The organism is Prosthecobacter fusiformis (genome assembly GCF_004364345.1).
Classification (GTDB): domain Bacteria; phylum Verrucomicrobiota; class Verrucomicrobiia; order Verrucomicrobiales; family Verrucomicrobiaceae; genus Prosthecobacter; species Prosthecobacter fusiformis.
This window is the reverse complement of the sequence record NZ_SOCA01000019.1, coordinates 1-19,094: the sequence shown is the minus strand read 5'-3', so window position 1 is coordinate 19,094 and position 19,094 is coordinate 1. Positions and strand designations below refer to the sequence as shown.

16 protein-coding genes are annotated in these 19,094 nt (G+C 58.2%); 14 read left to right on the top strand and 2 right to left on the bottom strand.

Annotation, left to right across the window (positions count from 1 at the left end; translation table 11 throughout):
* The first annotated feature begins 332 nt into the window (after positions 1–332).
* The 3 genes from lexA to EI77_RS22580 are packed head-to-tail and all read left to right on the top strand — an operon-like array spanning position 333 to position 4,785.
* The gene (lexA, locus tag EI77_RS22590; RefSeq protein ID WP_133797587.1) at positions 333–941 is read left to right on the top strand and encodes a transcriptional repressor LexA; all 609 of its coding nucleotides are present in this window, start codon (positions 333–335) and stop codon (positions 939–941) included.
* Positions 938–4,144, top strand: a complete 3,207-nt coding sequence (locus EI77_RS22585; RefSeq protein ID WP_133797586.1) for an Eco57I restriction-modification methylase domain-containing protein — start codon at positions 938–940, stop codon at positions 4,142–4,144. The genes lexA and EI77_RS22585 overlap by 4 nt, the downstream gene beginning before the upstream one ends.
* The gene (locus EI77_RS22580) at positions 4,141–4,785 is read left to right on the top strand and encodes a hypothetical protein (protein WP_133797585.1); all 645 of its coding nucleotides are present in this window, start codon (positions 4,141–4,143) and stop codon (positions 4,783–4,785) included. Before EI77_RS22585 ends, EI77_RS22580 begins: the two co-directional genes overlap by 4 nt.
* A gap of 684 nt (positions 4,786–5,469) precedes the next feature.
* Here the strand turns inward: EI77_RS22580 and EI77_RS22575 are convergent.
* Positions 5,470–6,294: an urease accessory UreF family protein gene (locus tag EI77_RS22575; protein WP_166647449.1), complete on the bottom strand. Its 825-nt coding sequence runs from the start codon at positions 6,292–6,294 to the stop codon at positions 5,470–5,472.
* Positions 6,295–6,319: 25 nt separating this feature from the next.
* Here EI77_RS22575 and EI77_RS22570 point away from each other — a divergent pair, with 25 nt between their 5' ends.
* From EI77_RS22570 to EI77_RS22550, 5 genes are all read left to right on the top strand, one after another.
* Positions 6,320–6,664 (top strand): YkgJ family cysteine cluster protein, encoded by a 345-nt coding sequence (locus tag EI77_RS22570; protein ID WP_133797583.1) that lies wholly within the window; start codon positions 6,320–6,322, stop codon positions 6,662–6,664.
* A 107-nt stretch (positions 6,665–6,771) separates the two neighbouring features.
* Positions 6,772–7,515 carry a UMP kinase gene (gene pyrH / locus EI77_RS22565; protein ID WP_133797582.1) on the top strand — a complete coding sequence of 248 codons (744 nt, stop codon included), beginning with the start codon at positions 6,772–6,774 and terminating at the stop codon, positions 7,513–7,515.
* Between the two features lie 126 nt (positions 7,516–7,641).
* Positions 7,642–8,544, top strand: coding sequence for a site-specific tyrosine recombinase/integron integrase (gene xerA, locus EI77_RS22560; RefSeq protein WP_133797581.1), 903 nt, complete (start codon positions 7,642–7,644; stop codon positions 8,542–8,544).
* Between the two features lie 106 nt (positions 8,545–8,650).
* Positions 8,651–9,556: an alpha/beta hydrolase gene (locus EI77_RS22555; protein ID WP_208300456.1), complete on the top strand. Its 906-nt coding sequence runs from the start codon at positions 8,651–8,653 to the stop codon at positions 9,554–9,556.
* A gap of 80 nt (positions 9,557–9,636) precedes the next feature.
* Positions 9,637–10,392 carry a hypothetical protein gene (locus EI77_RS22550; protein ID WP_133797579.1) on the top strand — a complete coding sequence of 252 codons (756 nt, stop codon included), beginning with the start codon at positions 9,637–9,639 and terminating at the stop codon, positions 10,390–10,392.
* 9 nt (positions 10,393–10,401) lie between these two features.
* Here the strand turns inward: EI77_RS22550 and EI77_RS22545 are convergent, their stop codons facing one another.
* Entirely contained in the window at positions 10,402–11,355 is a 954-nt protein-coding gene (locus EI77_RS22545) for a ThuA domain-containing protein (RefSeq protein ID WP_133797578.1), read from the bottom strand.
* Between the two features lie 163 nt (positions 11,356–11,518).
* On the opposite strand from EI77_RS22545, the gene EI77_RS22540 reads away from it, so the two are divergent.
* From EI77_RS22540 to trpE, 6 genes are all read left to right on the top strand, one after another.
* Entirely contained in the window at positions 11,519–14,749 is a 3,231-nt protein-coding gene (locus tag EI77_RS22540) for a LamG domain-containing protein (RefSeq protein WP_133797577.1), read from the top strand.
* Positions 14,750–14,882: 133 nt separating this feature from the next.
* On the top strand, positions 14,883–15,284 hold the full coding sequence (locus tag EI77_RS22535) for a hypothetical protein (RefSeq protein ID WP_133797576.1): 402 nt from the start codon (positions 14,883–14,885) through the stop codon (positions 15,282–15,284).
* A gap of 109 nt (positions 15,285–15,393) precedes the next feature.
* A complete protein-coding gene (locus EI77_RS22530) occupies positions 15,394–15,756 on the top strand; it encodes a hypothetical protein (protein WP_133797575.1) in 363 nt (120 codons plus the stop codon).
* Positions 15,757–15,877: 121 nt separating this feature from the next.
* Positions 15,878–16,165, top strand: a complete 288-nt coding sequence (locus tag EI77_RS22525) for a hypothetical protein (protein ID WP_133797574.1) — start codon at positions 15,878–15,880, stop codon at positions 16,163–16,165.
* A gap of 154 nt (positions 16,166–16,319) precedes the next feature.
* On the top strand, positions 16,320–16,619 hold the full coding sequence (locus tag EI77_RS22520) for a hypothetical protein (protein WP_133797573.1): 300 nt from the start codon (positions 16,320–16,322) through the stop codon (positions 16,617–16,619).
* Between the two features lie 194 nt (positions 16,620–16,813).
* Positions 16,814–18,352 carry an anthranilate synthase component I gene (trpE, locus tag EI77_RS22515; RefSeq protein ID WP_243839024.1) on the top strand — a complete coding sequence of 513 codons (1,539 nt, stop codon included), beginning with the start codon at positions 16,814–16,816 and terminating at the stop codon, positions 18,350–18,352.
* Positions 18,353–19,094: the final 742 nt, after the last annotated feature.

Below are 19,094 nucleotides of genomic sequence, written 5' to 3'. Positions count from 1 at the left end.
CGATGCCGCGGCTTCACCGCGCAGCGAGTCAAGACCCCGGCTCCTGGGAAGCAGCGGCGCAGGAAAGCGGAAGCCGAGGCGGGGCATGAGGGGGGGCTTTAGCTTTTGTGGGGGCTGAGGGGCGGAAAGGATCATGGGGGCTTTTGGGTGGCAACGGGTCGCGCGGGAGAGGGCTTTAGGGGGCGAAGTTGCCCGTGAGGTGCGCTGGAATGTTGGACTAGGAGATCATGGGGTGATTACCGGGGAAGTGCTGAGCCAGTTCATCTTGGCCTCGAAATTTTTTAGCACTCAAGGTTGCGTTTACAAACCCATGACTATACATATGTATAGTCATGGGTTTGTCTCTCACCTCAAAACAACAAGCGCTCTTGATATGGATCCAAGAGCGACTTGCAGATGAAGGCGTGTGCCCGACGTGCCGTGAAATTTGCGCCCACTTTGATTACAAAAGTCCGAAGGCGGCGACGGACATGCTGAACCAGTTGGAAAAAAAGGGCTGGATCCGGCGGGAGGGAGGGCTGTCCCGCAATATCCGGCTAACCCAGGGAAACATAATCGGCGTGCCCTTGATGGGCCGCATCTCAGCAGGCTTCGCGGTGGATGCCGTGCCTGTGTATGACGAGGTGCTGGCAGTGGACCCTGCGGCATTTGGCATCAAGGACCGCAAGAAAGCCTTTGCTTTAACGGCGGACGGAGACTCGATGATCGGCCGACAAATTTACCACGGTGACATCGTAGTGCTTGAATTTGGCGTCAGCCCCCCTCAGGAAAGCATCGTGGCAGCACTCATCGACAACCAATCCAGCCTAAAAACCTTCCTGCGCAAGGGCGGTCGGGCTTGGTTGCGTGCGGAGAACCCTAAATACCCTGACTTGGAACCTGTCCTGGATCTTCAGATCCAGGGGGTGGCCCGGGGTGTGATTCGTAAACTGAACTCATGAGTGCTTTCCATCCACCAGATCTGCCTGATCCGCCGCGTGGTTACCGCTATTACCACTCGGCCAAAGAGATACTGCACGCGCCCGAGCTGTATGCTTACCAGCACATGCTGCTCCGGGCATGGGATGCAAAAGAAGGCATGCACCTCTCTGGTGTCCTGACGCTCAACGGTGTGCCGACGGTGTATATTCGGGACTTTTCCAAACCCGCAACAGAGGCAGAGATCGCCAGGTTGCAGCAGCAGTTTTGGAACCAGGGAATCGCGACGTTGCTGCTGGTGCGGGATCCGTTTCATGTCCGGGTGTTCTCTTCCATGGTCACTCCCGTTGCTGCGGAAACCGCGACGCGTGAGGAGATTGACGCGCTCCTCGTGGAAAAGTTGGACCTGGCCGCCCAGGCACAATGGGCCGAGAAATTTTATATCCAGCTCGACAACGGGCACTACTACAATGCCGACGCCAGGGTGGACAAATTCCGGCCGCAACATGGGGTGGATGCGTATCTGCTGAACAATTTGGCCGCTGTGCGGGATAAATTGGTAACCATGGGCCTCACGGCTCAGACCGCCCATGCCTTCCTGGGGCGGCTGCTCTTCACCTGCTATCTCTGTGATCGCGGCATCGTTGAGCTTTCAAATTATTTCAAGGGCAAGCCGGGGCATTCGATTCGCGAACTGCTGACCGGGGAAGATCCGGCCCCGGCGCTCTACGGCAAGCTTTACCCAGCGCTGAAGACTGTCTTCAACAGCAGCATGTTCGATGCAGACCTCGTGGCAGAGCGTCAGGCTGTGGAGAGCCATCCAGGCTGCTTTGAGATCGTCCTGAGCTTCCTTCGCGGAGATGACCTGACGAAAGGGAACCAGCCTACCCTGGGCTTCTGGGCTTATGACTTCCGGCTCATTCCGGTGGAGACGGTCAGCGCCATTTACGAGAACTTCCTGGAAGGGGAAGACAGCCAGGAAAAACAAAAGGCAGGTGCTTTTTACACTCCGCGTTTCCTCGCAGAGATCGCGCTGGACATCGCCTTGAAAAAGGTGGCCCCGCTTTTTGAAGAAGGGCGCCGCTATCTGGATCCTTCATGCGGATCTGGCATCTTTTTGGTCCTGCTGTTTAACCGGCTGGCAGCGGAATGGACCGCTGGTCAGAAGCGCAAGCCGACGCCCCAGGAAAAGGCGGATGCCCTGCTGGAGCGGCTTAATGCCCTGCGCGGCGTGGATAAAAACCTCACCGCCTGCCGCATCGCCTGTTTCAGCCTGTACCTGGCTTTCCTGGACCAGTTTGATCCCCCGGACATCGAGAACTACAAGTTGGAGTTTAACAAAAAGAAGCTGCCCAATCTGCTCCATGCCAAGGCAGTGGACAAGGTGCCTGAATACCCGGTCATCCGGGAGGCCGACTTCTTTGATTATGCGCCGGATCATGCCGGGCAGTTTGATGTCATCATCGGCAATCCCCCTTGGGCCGGGCGGAGCAGCAACCAGGTGGCGCATGAGTTCATGGAGAAAACTCCAGCCCTCTTGAAGCCGGAGGGCAGCGCCTGCCTCCTGCTGCCATCCAAAGTGTTTTTGAACCGGACAGATAAATTTCAAAAAAACTGGCTGAAGAGCGTGACCCTGGACAAGGTCATCCAGCTTGCGGACTACCGGCATATCCTGTTCAAGAAGGCCATCTGCCCATGTAGCATGGCCTTGTTCCGCCCATCCACGCCTGCGGAAGATCATGAGATCGAGTACATTGCCCCCAAGGTTTCGCGTTCAGACCTGCGGGACGGATTGATTCTGGTGAAGCCTGCGGACCGGCAGTGGATTTCGCAACGTCGTTTGTTAGGCGCGGCAGAACAGGGTGCCATTTCCATGGCCTGGAAGGGCTATCTGTGGGGCACGGCGCGGGACCACAAATTTCTGGATTATCTGTTCAGCTTCCCACGGTTGTCGGATTTGACCGATCTCTTGAGCGATTTGAGAAAGTCGAAGAAAAAGAGAAGCAAGCCTTGGGCGGCAGGCCAGGGGTTCAAGCCTTATTCGCAAAAAGGGAAGAATCCTGACCGGGATTTGAAACCATTGGGTCCATGGGAGGGAAGTGATCATTTCATTGAAGATTCGATTTTCAGCATGATGCCTCATGTTCCTGAGGTTCTATGCGGAACGTTAGAAGCAGCTTTAAAAGAAGGGGAAAACCTTCCAGACTATCTCTATAGCAAACCTGAAGATGACTTGTTCCGGCCACCTCTAGTACTGTTTAACCAGGGTTTCACCAATGCGACCTTCGTGGATTATACAGTCCGTTTTCAGGATGCGCTCCAGTCCATTGCCGGGCCGGAAAAGGATGCCGCTGCCTTGATGTTCCTGGCAGCGTTTTTGCGTTCCCCGTTGGCCCGATACTTCATTTTCCACACAGCGGCCAACGTCGCCACTGAACGTCCAAAAGTACATTTGGTGGAGGCCCTGCGCCTGCCCTTCTTCCTGCCTGGCAGTGAATTTGCCACGCCGGATGCAGAAAAAATTCTGAAAAAGGCGGTGGCCCAAATCCAGCGCCATCAAAAGGAAATGCAGGCCAGCGCGGATAAGCTCCTGGCCGGCCAGCCCGTCTCTGATGTGGACAAGAAAGAGCTGGATGACTGGTTCATAGCCCAGCGCATCAAGGCTGCCAAACTTCAGGGAGAGCTGAATCCGCTGATCTATGCCTACTATGGCCTCAATGAGCAGGAACAGGCGCTGGTGGAGGATACCTGCCAGATCCTGGATATCAGCGCCACACCGCGCACCCTGGAGGCAGCGCGCAGCATCCCGACTCTGCAACCCGTCACAAAGGCAGATGAGCTGGAACCCTACGCCGCGATGCTGGCGGGCACGCTGAATGACTGGGCCACTGGCAGCGTCCGTGCCGCCGTCACCGGAGGCGTGGACCCGGAAGTGGGAATGGCATTGATCGAAGTCACGCAGGTCAAACAGCCCGTGCCATTCCAGCCGCGCGCAGTTCAAAAGAAGCTGGGCCAGGCTTTGGCCAGCCTGCATCGTTCAAGCACCCAGGAAGACGGCGCCTTCCTCTTCGAGCGCACCGGCCTCATCTTTGATGGCACGCGCATCTCCATCGTGAAACCAGCCCAGCAGGGTCAGTGGACCCGGACCGCCGCCATGAATGATGCCGGCCACATCTACGCCGAGATCGCCAAAGCCCGTCAACAAGCCGCCACCCCGAAGACATGAGTCATCCTGCGGCCCCATTCATCCCGCTGTTCCCTGAAGAGGAGATTCCATTCATCCTCCAGGCCGTGCTGCGCTGCGGGAAGCAGATAAGGAAGAACGCTCCGAGAGAACGTGAGGATCCGATCACGGACCGATTAAGGGCGCTGCTGGACCGCGACCCTGTCATGAGAAGCCGACCAGTGGAGATCCAAAGGGAAGTCTCCATCTACGACAGGAAGAAGTTCAAGGTAAAGCAGTTGGGGCGAACAGACATCGTGTTCCTGTTTTCAACAGGCGTTAACAAGCCCTGGCCTTACTATACCATCGAATGCAAACGCCTCTATGTCACCCGTTTGGATGCAAGGGTGGATACACTGATTGATCAGTATGTGACCAGTCATCAAGGCATGCGCTGTTTCATTGACCAACGTTACGCCACTGACTTGAGCTATGGAGCCATGCTTGGCTACGTCTTTGATGGCGATGTGACCAAGGCTAGAGACCAAGTTGCGCAGTTCATCCGCAGACATTACGTGGACTTACAAGTACAAGGTGAGGGTGAGATGCTGCCCTCCGGCCTGCAAATAGAAGGTGTCCACGAGACCCGCCATCTGATTGGAGACAAAGACTTTGTGATCCATCACCTTTTTATCGCCGTTTAGATGGTAAGGCATTACTTTTTTGATCACTGCGTAGAAGGGGGTCAGGGTGCAAATAATTGACAGAATATGAAGCGGTAATGACTCAGCATCGAAGCATCTCGAGCTCATTCTTATCTTCGGCGTGACACTGAACCCAATCAGCAAACCGAGGAGGTTTTTTGTCAATTATTTGCCCCCTTGACCCTGATTCCTTTCGAACATTTTAATTCACGTATCAAAACAAATCGCCCTTAGTGAAATGAGCATCACCCCTGATCACCCAGTCCAGCAATTTAGCTTTGAGATCCTGAATCCGGATCTACCCGCAATGCTGCCTGAGCTGCTGGAAAAACTGGTGCAGAAGTTGGCTGGAGATATAGATTGGGTAATTGCGCCTCCCGCATTGTTCGAGGAGGAAGCCGATACAGAAGGGAAAGTGCAATCCTCATTGGGCGGCTATTTGGATATATATTCGGCGCTTGGTCCAAAGCCGCTACCGAAAGAGGTGGACATGCAGCACTTGAATGAAGTCACCCTACTCATCAGAGAACTTCAGAATTTTTCACGGGAGCATAAACTCGTCATCGAGTGTCACCTGGATGACACCTTCGTCGGTTCCATTCAAGAAGGGATACCAGATACCTTAATAGAAAATACCCTCCTCGGCGAATGGCGCAACATCTCCATCCAAAAGCCCCATAACCCTCACCCCACCCCACCGTCCGTGGCGCAGCCTTCATCCCCCGCGCCCTTGACCACCTCCCCCTCCTCACCCAGCAGCCGCAGGCCCGTGCCCGGCAGATGCATGAGCTGGCTGGTCAGTCCCGCGATGCTTTGGGCGGACAGCGGATGGGCAGGGGAGGGCAGGTGGCGCACGGCCAGGTCCCACTCCAGCCGGATGTATTCCGCGATCACACTGGCCAGGCTCAGCTGGAAAAAATGGCCCGCCGCCGCCCACACGATGAAAAAGTGCCCCGGCGTCCCGCCCTCCTCCTGCACCGCACGGTAGCGCCCCAGCAGCCCCTGGTACCGGGCTCCGCGCGTCCCCTGCAGCAGCCGCGCCCCCGCCTCCCGGCTCCCCGCCAGCGCAGGACCCTTCAGCGTCGCATCCAAAAGCGCATCCAGCTCCCGCAGCCTCGGCAGGTCCAGCTCCCGCGCCGCCTGCCAGGCCTGGATCAGCGGTCGCCCCAGATTCCCCCGCAGCTCCTGCGTGAAATTTTCCCACCGCGCCGCCAGCGCCTGCCGGGTGATCGGCGCCCGCGGGTAAAGGCTCGGCTGCGGCAGATTCACCGCGTGAAAACAGATCCCCGCCTGCCGCTGCCGGATGCTGGAAAACAGCCAGTGCACCCAGTCCAGTCCGCGCGCCCAATCCTCCAGCGCCGTTTCTGCAGACTCGTCCGCATCCGCCAGCAGCGTCACCCGGCGCAGGTCAGATGCAGCGCCCGTCGCACCACCCTCGGCGTGCCGGGGTTCGCTATCATCCATCCGTTGCAAGAGTCGAATCATTCGATGAAGTATGTAACGTCGCACGAACCGTGCGAATGCAAAAGTTTTCATGACCGCCCAGCCACATCTTGACGAATCCAAGCCCTACTATCAGTGCCAGCGCTGTGGAAACTGCTGCCGCTGGCCGGGCGATGTCAACATCACCTCGGCGGAGGCCACCGCCATCGCAGCCCATATCGGCATGCCGGAGGATGAATTCATTCGCGATTGCACCCGCCTCAATGCCAACCGCACCGGCCTCTCCATCATCGATAAGCCCAATGGCGAATGCCTCTTTTTGGACGGCATCAATACCTGCCGCATCCAGACCGTAAAGCCCCACCAATGCTCCGGCTTCCCCAACCTCTGGAACTTCCCCGGCTGGCGGGATAAATGCGAAGCCATCGAGGTCTAAAAAGTCAGGCAAATATCACATCCGGTCACCCCCGCCTTAACAATTGCCAACTTCATCCTTTGCATCGCCTCACCCCATCATGTATGACGTGAGAAATCTACACCTTCATGGGCGATCACACAGGCACACGGAAATTTAGGCGCATTCTTCTTAAACTCAGCGGTGAGGCTCTCCGGGAGCCAGGCAGCACCGATAACATTTCTCCTCCCATCGTCGAGGACATCGCGGCCCAGATCAAAGCCGCCCACCAGACCGGGCTGGAAATCGCCGTCGTCGTCGGCGGGGGAAATTTCTGGCGCGGCGTCAGTGCCAGCAACAAAGGCATGGAGCGCGCCACCGCCGATTACATGGGCATGCTCGCCACCGTCATGAATTCCCTCGCCCTCCAGTCCATGCTGGAGGCCATGGATGTGCCCACCCGCGTCCAAAGCGCCATCGAAATGAAAAACGTGGCCGAGCCCTTCATCCGCCGCGTCGCCATGCGCCACCTGGAGCTGGGCCGCGTTGTCATCTTCGCCGCCGGCACCGGAAATCCCTTCTTCTCCACCGATACCACCGCCGCCCTCCGCGCCAGCGAGATCGGCGCCGATTGCGTCTTCAAAGCCACCAAAGTGGACGGCATCTACTGCTCGGATCCCAATAAAAACCCGGACGCCGTGCGCTATGAAAACATCAGCTTCCACGACTGCCTCACCCAGCAGCTTAAGGTCATGGACGCCACCGCCTTCTCCCTCTGCATGGAAAACAACATGCCCATCATCGTCTTCAGCATGAATGAGCCGGATAACATCCGCCGCGCCCTCATCGGTGAGCCCATGGGCACCCTCGTCAATGCCACTGGCAGCGTCTAAAAAGCGCCTTTATCTTTTGCTTCTTCCCGCCCTCCAGGCTCGCTTGGGGGGCATAGATGTAGGTCGATAGGCACCTCTCTCCCGCCTTGATCTTCGCACCTCCGGGTCTTATCTGACCAGGAACCCATGTCCACCCCGCTGCCGCCAGATGCCCTTGGTGAGGCCTTCCTCCAGTTCATGGAGGTGGAGCGGCGATCCTCCCCGCGCACGCTGGAAAACTATGCCCACGCGCTGAAGACCTTCCGCGAGGGCCACAAAAACTTCACCACTTGGGAGGCCCTCACCGCCGATGACTTTCGGCTTTATTTGTTCGGCCAGATGAAGCGGGAAATGAGCCGCGCCACCATCCGCCTGCATTTTTCCGCCCTGCGTTCCTTCTTTAAATGGCTGACCCGCCGCCAGGGCTGGACCCAAAATCCCCTGCTGGATGTCCAGCTCCCCAAGCAGGAAAAAAAACTGCCCGTCGTCCTCACCCTCACGCAGATCACCGACATGCTGGACCTGCCTATGAAGCTGGAAAAAGAACGCGCTGCCCCCGTCTGGGCAGGTGAAAGAGATGCCGCCATCCTCGAGCTTTTTTACTCCACCGGCATGCGCCTTAGCGAACTCGCCAGCGTCAACGTCGAAGACGTGGATTCCTACAGTGATACCGTCCGTGTCATCGGCAAAGGCCGCAAAGAGCGCCTCCTGCCCATCGGCACACCCGCCATGGAGGCCATCCAGCGCTACCGTGTCAAAGCAGGCGTCCACCACGGTCCCCTTTTCCTCAGCAAGCTGCGCAAACGCATCACCAATCAAGCCATCGCCGATGTCGTGGACAAATACTGGAAAAAATCCGGCCTGCCCATCCACGTCACACCGCATAAGCTCAGGCACAGCTTCGCCACCCACCTCCTCAATAATGGGGCAGATCTCCGCAGCGTGCAGGAACTCCTCGGCCACGCCAGCCTCAGCACCACACAGATCTACACCCACGTCTCCACTCAGCGGATGAAAGAAGTCTATGATGCCTCCCATCCCCGTGCCTAAGTCACACTTCGTTTTCTCACGAAAACCGTCGTCCTCTATTGCCCGGCCACGACCTCTCAATCTTCGCGAAATCTTGCCCCGCCTCCTCACGTTTCCTCTGCCCGCCATGACCCGTTTTTCCAGCCTGCTTTTCATCGCCGCCATTGCCGTCAGCCCCGCCCTTGCGCAGACGCCTGCACCGCTAACCCCACCCGCGAAACCTGCCAAAAAGCCCGATGCCTTGGATCAGCTCGCAGCCAAAATCACCGCCACCCGTACCCTCGTTTATAAAAAGGCAGGGGATCGTGAACTGCTGCTCCATATCCTTGAGCCTGCCGGGCATAAGCCCACGGATACCCGCGCTTGCTTCATCACCATCCATGGCGGTGGCTGGACGGGCGGCAATCCACAGCGCATGATGCCCTTTGCAGATCATTATGCCCGTCAGGGCCTCGTCGGCATCAGCATCCAGTATCGTCTGAATAATGCCAAGGCTGGTGTGACGGTCTATGATTGTGTCAAGGATGCCCGTAGCGCCGTGCGTTACGTTCGCGCGCATGCCAAAGAGCTGGGCATCGATCCGCAAAAGATCATCGTCAGCGGCGGCTCAGCCGGTGGGCACCTCGCCGCCGCCACCGCCCTTTTTGATACCGTCAATGAAGAAGGGGAAGACCTCAGCATCTCCACCACCCCCAATGCCCTCGTCCTTCTTTTCCCCGTCATCGATTGTTCCAAAGAAGGCTACGGCCAGGCTAAAATCGGTGCCACCTGGCAGGAGCTTTCCCCCGTCCACCATGTGCGTGCCGGCCTGCCACCCACGATCACCTTTCACGGCACGGGCGATACCGTCACCCCATTCATCGGAGCCAAAAACTTCCATGAGGCCATGCTCAAAGCCGGGAATAAAAGCGAACTTGTCATCAATGAAGGCGGCGGCCACGGTTACCTCATGCGTGACCGCGCCCTGCTGGATGACACCCTCGCCCGCAGCGATGCCTTTCTGGCTGGACTCGGCCTCATCGCCCAGCCGTAATCACTTCTGCGTAGCGGCGCCCAGTCCCTGACAATTCCGCGTCATATTTGCCTCTCCGGCCACGTTGATCATCACCGCCCATGATGAAACCGTTCGCCGTTCTTGCCCTCACCTTCGTTCTTTCGTCCTTCACCGCTCAGGCCCTGGATGACCAGCCCACGCTCATGACCACGCGTGGCAGTCTGCTGGTGGACCAGGATTTCTCTCAGCCACCGAAGCCATTCGATGGCATCTCCACCGGCTTTGCCAGTGGCTTCTCCGGCTGGCGCTGGAATGCCGTCCCGCGTGGCGGCAAGTGGGCGGTTGAGGACGGCGTTTTCACCGGCCGTGAAACCCCGGAGGTTAAGCATCCCGCCACCGCCTCCTATGGCTTCCTCTATAAAAATGTCATCATCCAGTGTGAGGTAAGGATGAACAACGTGCCCCTGGATGGCCGCAAGACCCGCAGCCTCAGCGTCCGCACTGTCGATGCCAAAGATTACGTGTGCAGCATCCACATGAACGAGACCGGCTTCCGCATCAGTAAGGATGACAACGACCATGGCGGCCCGGATAAATCGGTGCCTCTGGGTGCTGTCAAAACACCCCTCAAGCTCGACGAATGGCACACCGTCGTCTTCGAAATTCTGGGCGATGAAATGGTGGGCACGGTCGATGGTCAAAGCCTCACCGGCAGCCACCCCCTCATCGGCACGGATAAACACAGCCTCATGTTTGTCATGGGTGTGGAAGGCAGTGTCAAAAACCTCAAAGTCTGGGAGGCTCAGCCGAATCCCGCCTGGGTCCAAAACAAGGCTAAGCTGACCGCAGCAGCTTCCTCTGCGGTCAAGCCCTGAGTTGCCTGATCAAGGCTGCTTCACTTTCTCTTTCTTTTCCTTCTTCGGTGCCGGTGGCTTCGGGGCCACATACGGCGGATTGGTATAGGCACCAGGAGCCACTTCCTTCAGGTTAGGCGGCACATCAGCTTCCACCGCACCGATGGCCCAGCGGATACCGCCGATGAGGATGTCCTGGAACACCGGATTCGTCCAGATGTCCTCACGGTGGCCCATGGCTGTATACCACACGCGGCCATCGCCTTCCTTGCGTGCCCAGGTGCTTGGGAAAGCCGGGCGCTCATATTCCGCACCCTTCATCGCTGGCGCATCCATCACGCTCAGTACATGGATGTCCGGGGTGAAGTCCTTCAGTGAATACCATTCTTCATGGAAGGAATACTCCGTACCCACCTTTTCAAATCCTGGGAACTTCGGGTTCACCACCGTATTCTTCGCCACCTGCTGCGCACCATGCTTGATGAACTCCGCACCAATGAAACGCACATACGGATCCGCTTTTTCGCCATGGTTCAGATACCGCTCAGGTCCCTTCGCAGACTCGTTGTCGGTATGAAAGGTATCGCTGGCGGAATGTGTGCCGATGAATCCCTTGCCTGACTTCACGTAGTCGAACAGCGCCTGCTTGCCTTCCGCACTCATCGGCGGCTGCTTATCCGTTCCCGCTTCCAGCAGGTTGCCTGTCGTATAGAAAAACACCGCGTCGAACTGCGCCAGATAGTCTTTGCCAAACTTCGAGCCATCCTTGGAAAACTCGAATTCCCATCCCTGCTTCTCACCCAGTTCCTGAAGCACTTTTTCAGCATAACTTGGCTGGCCGTTTTTCCACGAAATCACACTGTGCTCAAACCCGCTGGATTTGGAGAAAAACAGGATGCGTGGTTTCTTCGCATCAGGTGCGGCAAAGACGAGACTGAGTGCGAGGCCTAGACAGGCGAGCGGGGCGAGGATTTTTGGAAACATGGTGGACCGCCCTTTTATCGCGTCCCTCCTCCCCTGTAAAGCCCCGTCATCAGCTGTCACGCGGCTTCATCTGCGTTTTTGAGAGAGTGTCCGCGCAAGGTCACTTTAAAATCATATTCGGACACAACATCCACTCATCCAACTGGGTATTGTTTAACCGACCATGCACCGCCTGCTTCTCCCTGCCTTCCTGCTCCTCACCCTCGCACCTCTGCCCGCCGCCACTTTGCAGGAATCCTGGGAAACCGGTTACAAAGGCACCGACGCCACCGGCAAACACGTCCTCGGCTACTGGAAATTTGATGCTGGGGCAGAGCTTATGGACAGCTCCGGGAAAGGCCACGAACTCATGGAAAACGGTGCCACCTTAAAGGCCGAAGGCCGACTGGGGCAGGGGATTGAATCCGACGCCGGGGCCGCCAAACCCCACGCCCTCCGTGTCACCGGTAAAGAAAGCCTCACTCCCGCAGGTGCCTTCACGCTGGAAATGTGGATCAAGCCCAAGCCCGAATTCGACAAGGCCGGCCGCTGTTACCTCATGGACAAGCGTTACGTCCCGGATAACCACACCGACTACGCCTGGCAGATCATGGAAGCCGATGCCGCTGGCTCCCGCAGCATGTCTCTGGCCCTAGGTTTCGGGGCCGTCTCCGCCACGTTTTATTCGGACCCTTTTAAGCTCATCACCGGCGAATGGCAGCACATCGCCATCACTTACGATGCCGCCGGTACCACCACCTTTTATCACAATGGCTCCCTCATCAGCCAGATGTATAAACCCGGTCTCGGCAGCCTCGTCCCGGGAGTCAAAGCCCTTCACATAGGCGACCGCATCGGCAGCAATTACGGCGGCTTCCCAGGCTTCATTGATGAAGTGCGCCTCTGCTCCGGCATGCTTCGTTTTGAGAGCATCTCCCTGGAGATCACTAGCCCGCGCCGCGTCTGGCAGCGCATGGAGCGCGCAGCTCCCGTGATCCTGACCTGTGTCAATCTGCGTCGCGAGCCCGTCACCGCGGCCAGCCTCACCGTGACCTTGGGTGAAAAGACCGAAACCTTCCCCCTCCCGTCCCTCGCCTCCGGTGCCACTCATGAGGTCAAATTCGCCATCAATACAGAGCTGAAACCCGACACCTATACCCTCCAGGCCCGCCTCCAGATGGGCGATTCCACCTCGGATAAATCCGCCGAATACCAGATCGTCCCGCGTCCGACCCCCCAGATGCCCGTCATCCTTTGGGGCGGTGGCGACCTCGCCCAAATGAAGGACGTCGGTTTCACCCACTACATGGCGCTCGGTGTATCCAACATGAGCGAAATTTGGACACATCGCCACGATCCCAAAACCCTCCCAGCCGCTGACCCAGACACCATCGCCAGCAATCGTGCCGCTTTGGATGAAGCCCTCGCCAATGGCATGAACATCATCTCGCGCCTTTCCCCCGGACGTTATCTGGAGGAGACACACCCAGAGCTCCTCCGCGTTGATCGCTCTGGCAAGCCCTATACCCGGCATGACATCGCTGGCCAGAACCCGGAGCTTCCGCCCTTCTTTGAAAAGGTAGGCCGCAGTTTCTCCAGCACCTATGGCCAGCATCCCGCCCTTGCCGCCACCCTGTTGAATAGCGAGGTCCGCGATGCCTCCCAGCCCTCCTTTACTCCGGATGACATCAATGCCTACCGCCACTTCGCCAATGCCGACATCCCAACTGAGGTAGTCACTCGACGTGGAGTGGACTGGACCAAGCTCAAGGATTTCCCTGCAGATCGTGTCATCCCGGATGATCATCCCATCCTCAAATACTACCGCTGGTTCTGGACCGTTGGCGATGGCTGGAACAGCCTCCACAGCGCCCTCAATAAAGGCGTCAAAAGCAGCGCGCGCCGCGACTTCTGGACCTTCTTCGATCCCGCCGTCCGCCAGCCCAGCATCAGCGGTGCTGGCGGCAATGTAGATGTCCTCTCCCACTGGACCTATACCTACCCGGATCCCCAGCGCATCGGCCTGTGTACGGATCAGCTCCTCGCCATGAGCGAGGCCTCAGGCAAGCGCCAGCGCATCATGAAAATGACTCAGCTCATCTGGTATCGCAGCCAGACCGCGCCCATCAAAAAAGCCCAGCCGGAGGATGCCGTCGCCTGGGAGGATCACGACCCCGATGCCGCCTACATCACCATCGCTCCCATGCACCTCAAGGAAGCTTTCTGGACCAAGCTCTCCCGCCCCATTGATGGCATCATGTACCACGGCTGGCAGTCCCTAGTGCCCACCCAGAGTACCAGCGGATACAAATACACCAATCCCAACACCGTCCATGTGCTGAAGGAGCTCATCCACGACGTCATCCGCCCTCTCGGCCCCACCCTCATGAGCATCCCGGATGAGCGCGCCGAAGTCGCCGTTTTAGAAAGCTTCACCTCGCAGATGTTCGCCAGCCGTGGCGGTTACGGTGGCAACCTCGGCTGGGCTGCGGATCTCTGGCTCGCCCTCCAGCACGCCCACATCCGCACCGACATCATGTTCGAGGAAACACTCCTCAAAAACGGCCTCAGCGGTCGCAAAATCCTCGTCATGCCGGATTGCGATGTCCTCACCACCTCCGTCGTGGAGCGCATCCAGGCTTGGCAAAAGAAAGGCGGCAAGATCATCGCGGATGAAAACCTCTGCCCCGCCCTCACCGCAGACCTCACCATCCCCAGCTTCAAGCGCACCAAAAACGCCGCTGCGGACAAAGCCCAGGTCCTCGCTCTCGCCACCACCCTCGGCCCTCAGTTACTCGCCCTCGGCCACACGCCCCATGTCACCGCCGATAGCCCCGAAGTCATCCTCCGCACCCGGCGTTTTGGCGATGCCCAGTACCTCTTTGTCATCAATGACCATCGCGAAGCTGGCAACTACGTCGGCCAGCGCGGCCTCGTCATGGAAAATGGCCTGCCCACCAGTGCCACCCTCAGCCTCGCGCAGGAAAATGCCACCATCTATGACCTCACCCGCGGCTCCCTCATCATCCCTCAGCGCGATGCCACCGGCCTCCTGCGTTGGCAGGTGGACCTCGGCCCCTGCGATGGCCGCATCTTCATGATCTTGCCCAAGCCTCTCCTCCAGCTCACAGCGGACCTATCTCCCACCGCGAAACGTGGACAAACTGCCGCTTTAAACATCCGCCTCACCACCACCCAGGACACCCCTTTAAAAGCCGTCATCCCCGTGGAAATCCAGATCCGCGATGCCAATGGCAAAGCCGCAGAAGGCAGCGGTCATTATGCTGCCGAAAACGGCCTCCTCACCCTCCCGCTCTCCATCGCCACCAATGACGATCCCGGCACCTGGGAAGTCCGCATCCGCGAGCTCGCCTCTCGCATGGAAACCACCCGCTGGATGACCGTCACTCCTTGATCTGCCAATCGTTTCTCGCAGGCAAACTGGATGTGTCTGCATTATTTAATTAGATGTTTCATCTTTTTATTAATAAGGATAATTCTGAAATGAATGGTTGTGAATAGCTTCATCCAGCGCTATCCCTTCAGTCATGTCCGATCCCCGCAACGCCGCTCACGATAAAAAAGTCAATCACGACAAAAAGCACAATGAGGAGGCCGAAGCCAAAAAGACGGAAGCCGCCGACGCAGCCGATGCCGCTGAAGCTTCCGTAACTGAAACCGAAACCGCACCTGCGGCAGGCGGCCCTTCTCCTGAAGCCATCGCCATCCACGAATCCTCCCTCGCCGTCCTCACCCAGGTGAAGGACATGGAGTTCCATTCCCGGGGAAATCTTGAGCGCATCAGCACCCTCATGCTGACTGTTGAAGACGAGCTCAAACAAAAAGCCTTCGCCGTCACTCTGGGGGATCTCTTCTCTGCCCAGGCCATCGTGCAGGCTCAGCTCATCGCCTTCATCGCCTCCTATCAGGCCGAATGTGAAACGATCTGAGTTTTATCCGTACATCCAGTTTCGCTGAGTGTAGCGAACCTTTGTTGCAGACCCCAATGGCGGTAGGCCGGTTCCTTGAATCGTTAAAAACTTATAACACGATCACACCATGAAAAAGCTTATCCTTACCCTCGCAGGTTCCCTCCTCGCCCTCACTGCCACCCTGGCGGATGAGAAGACCACCACCACCACGACCACCACATCGGATGGCGTCACCACCCAGGAAACACAGACCGTCACCAGCACTGGCGTTCTCACCGAATACGCCCCTGGCAGCACCTTCATTGTGAAGGAAACCAGCGGCCCGGTGACCTACAGCTATGGCAACAAGGTCGTTTACACCACCCGCAGTGGCCGCATCCTCACGGAAGATGACGTCAAAGCACGCATCCGCGTCGGCGTCCCTGTGAATGTGCATTACGCCAACCAGGGCGAAACTCGCGTGATCAACCGCGTCATCATCGACGATTAATCACTTGCTTCCATTCCGCCCGTCGCCTCTTCGGAGGTGGCGGGCTTTTTGTTAGGCACGGCTTTCCGGGTTGGAATCGTCGATTGCCAGTTCTTCCCTCCACCCTCATGGTTCCTTCTGCATGAGCACCTCACCGTCACCTGCATCATCGTCGCCCGGAGACCCCTTTGTAATCGGCCGGCATTATCGCGTCCGCCGCACCTTTAAAGCCTTGCGGGACCATTTTACCGAAGGCGAGCTTCTCATTTTCGACAGCCGCGCCTGGTCCCGTTACGATGGCATGACCGGCTTCTTCTTCAGCCAGCCGGGTCGGGAAAACATTCGCGCATGGGACATTGGGGACTATGAAGACCTCTCCATCTGGACTGAATTATTTGAGGAATTACCCGATCAAAAGTCCACAAAATGATCGTGCAATTTGCGCGCAAAAATAACGCTCATAATTGCAAACTGCATGAGGCGACACAGCCCTCGCCCAGGCAATTCATGTGGCAAGGAAGTTGCTAAAGACTGCTGGCGTTATCATCCCAATAACGCGTTAAAACTTCACCTACATTCACTCCATGAAAGACTCCCTTTACCTCAGCCGCTCCTTCGTTGAATTCGGTCCTTTTGCTGAAACTGAAATGCTCAGTTTCTACACACGCGGCATCCTCCAGGATAGCGACTATGTCCGCGATGGCGCAAAGGGTGAGTGGGTGCACGTGAATGACTGGGCCTCCACCCAGAAGACCGCTGAGCCGCCAGCTCCCAAGGACGAAAAAGCCGTTTCCCCGACTCCTAAATCCGCCGCTCCCGCTAAAAAAGCCGCTGCCAAGAAAGCGGCTCCCGCCAAAAAGGCCGCCACAAAAAAGGCCAAGTAACACGCACCATCGGTTAGGCGGGATCACCCTCCCGCCCCCGGTATCTCAGTCCCAGGGACTGAGACTGCGCACCCGCTCAGCGAAAGGGCAGGGGTGAGAGGCGGCTCGCGAGCTCCCGTCTCTGCCAGGAAGACGCCTCTTTCCCTCTTGCTCTCCAAAAGGGAAAGCCAGTTGCGCCACATCCGCCGCCCCTTATGGTGAATGCCCTTTGCCGCATTGCCATGTCCGCCCCGCATCTCCAGCCAGACCTCCCCACCTTTCGCTCCCTCGCCCAGCAGGGAAACCTCGTCCCGGTGGTCGCAGAGCTCACGGCTGATTACGAGACCCCTCTCTCCGCCTTTCAAAAGATCCACGATGGCCGCTGCGGCTTCCTGCTGGAATCCGCAGAGCTCACCCAGCACTCCGGCCGTTACAGCCTCCTCGGCAGTTCCCCACGCATGATCTTCACCGCACGCGGTAAGGAGATCGAGATCGAAGAACGCGGCAAGACCCGCACCTTCACCACCGCCACAGATCCCCTGGACGAGCTCAAAAAGCTCATGGCCCCCTTTCAGCCTCTCGAGTCCCATCCCATCCCCGTCTTCCATGGCGGTGCCGTTGGCTACTTGGGATACGACATGGTCCGCTTTTTTGAGCCCACCCTCACGGCACCACCGAAGGACGAACTCGGCCTTCCTGAAATGGTGTACATGATCACGGATACCGTCGTCATCTTTGACCACCGTACCCGCAAGATGTCCCTCGTGGCCAATGTCCACACGGATGAGCATGCCGATCTCGATGCTGCTTACACCTGGGCCCAGGCACAGATCGCCACCTTGATGGATAAGCTCTCGCAGCCCCTCGCGGTGAAGCCCCTTCAGACCATCGCCCCGGTCAGCAATGAACAGATGCCCCCACCGGTCAGCAACACCACCCAGGCCGAATACGAAGCCATGGTGGTCAAAATGAAGGAATACATCGGCGCTGGGGATATCTTCCAGGGCGTCCCTTCGCAAAGGTTCGAGACCGACTATACCGGCACGCCCATGGATCTCTACCGCGCCCTGCGCCATGTGAATCCTTCCCCCTACATGTTCTGCCTCCAGTTCCCGCAGGGTTTCTCCCTCGTTGGCAGCTCTCCGGAGGTCCATGTCAAATGCCTCAATGGCCGTATCGATATCCGCCCCATCGCCGGCACCCGCTGGAGGGGAAAAACCCGCTCCGAGGACGATGCCCTGGCGGATGAACTCCTCAACGATCCCAAAGAGCGTGCCGAGCACATCATGCTCGTGGACCTCGCTCGCAACGACGTCGGCCGCGTCGCCGAATACGGCACCGTCAAGGTCAGCGACCTCATGATCATCGAGCGCTACAGCCACGTCATGCACATCGTCAGCAACGTGGACGGCCGTCTTCATGAGGACAAAGATGCCTATGACGTCATGCGCGCCACCTTCCCGGCAGGCACCGTCAGCGGCAGTCCCAAGGTCCGCGCCATGGCCATCATCAATGAACTGGAAAAAAGCAAACGCTGCGCCTATGCCGGCGCTGTCGGTTACTTCGGTTTCGATGGCAACCTGGATTCCTGCATCGCCCTGCGCACCTGCGTGCTCAAGGATGGCAAAGCCTACGTCCAGGCAGGTGCCGGCATCGTTGCAGATTCCGTCCCCACCAGCGAATACCAGGAAACCGTCAACAAAGCCACCGGCATGCTCCGCGCCATCGAATGGGCCCGCCAGCTCGGAGCCTAAACAAAAAAGGAAGCCCCCGCGCGCATCGGAAGGGGAGCGCACGCGCCCCCGCGTGCATTGGAAGGCGCCCTCGCCTTCCTCCGATCCCCCTGGATGTTCTTTCCTTCCGACCTACCCCTCACCCAACCCTCTCGCTTCGCGGCTTCGCAACCCCCGCTCCCGGAGGGAGCATGGAAAATAGCCGGTGGTGGAGGTCGCGCAGCGGCCGGGAACCACCGGAGAGACGACCCCGATGTCCAAATCCCCAGGGCGTCCCAGAGGGACGCTGGAGGTATGCCCTGACCCCAGATATGCCTCCGTCACACCACCATTCCGGCGTCCCTCCGGGACGCGATGCCCCGTGGGGGCGACGTTTACCGCATCCGGTGGTTCTCAACGGCTTCGCCGTTTCCACCACCGGCTTGTCTCTACATTGAGTCCTCCTTGAAGAGATCAAGCCATCGCGATAGCGATGGCCCATGGACTCGGAAGTGGGAGCAGACACCCGCAGACCGCCCACCGGCTCAGGAGTCACGATCCTGCAGTTTAGATTGGCGCGGGTGTCTGTCCCATGCCCGGCCGTGAAGCCGAACCATATCCAGGGCCCATTCTCACCGAATGGCAGCCCGCAGACAAGCTCGAACTCATGCCGGGGACTCCCACCTGCTGTCCTGGTTTCATCAAGACTTCATCCTCACTCCTTCTTCTCTCATGAGTTCACCCGCCATCTCTGCATCCCTGCCGCGCCTCGGCATCGACGTCA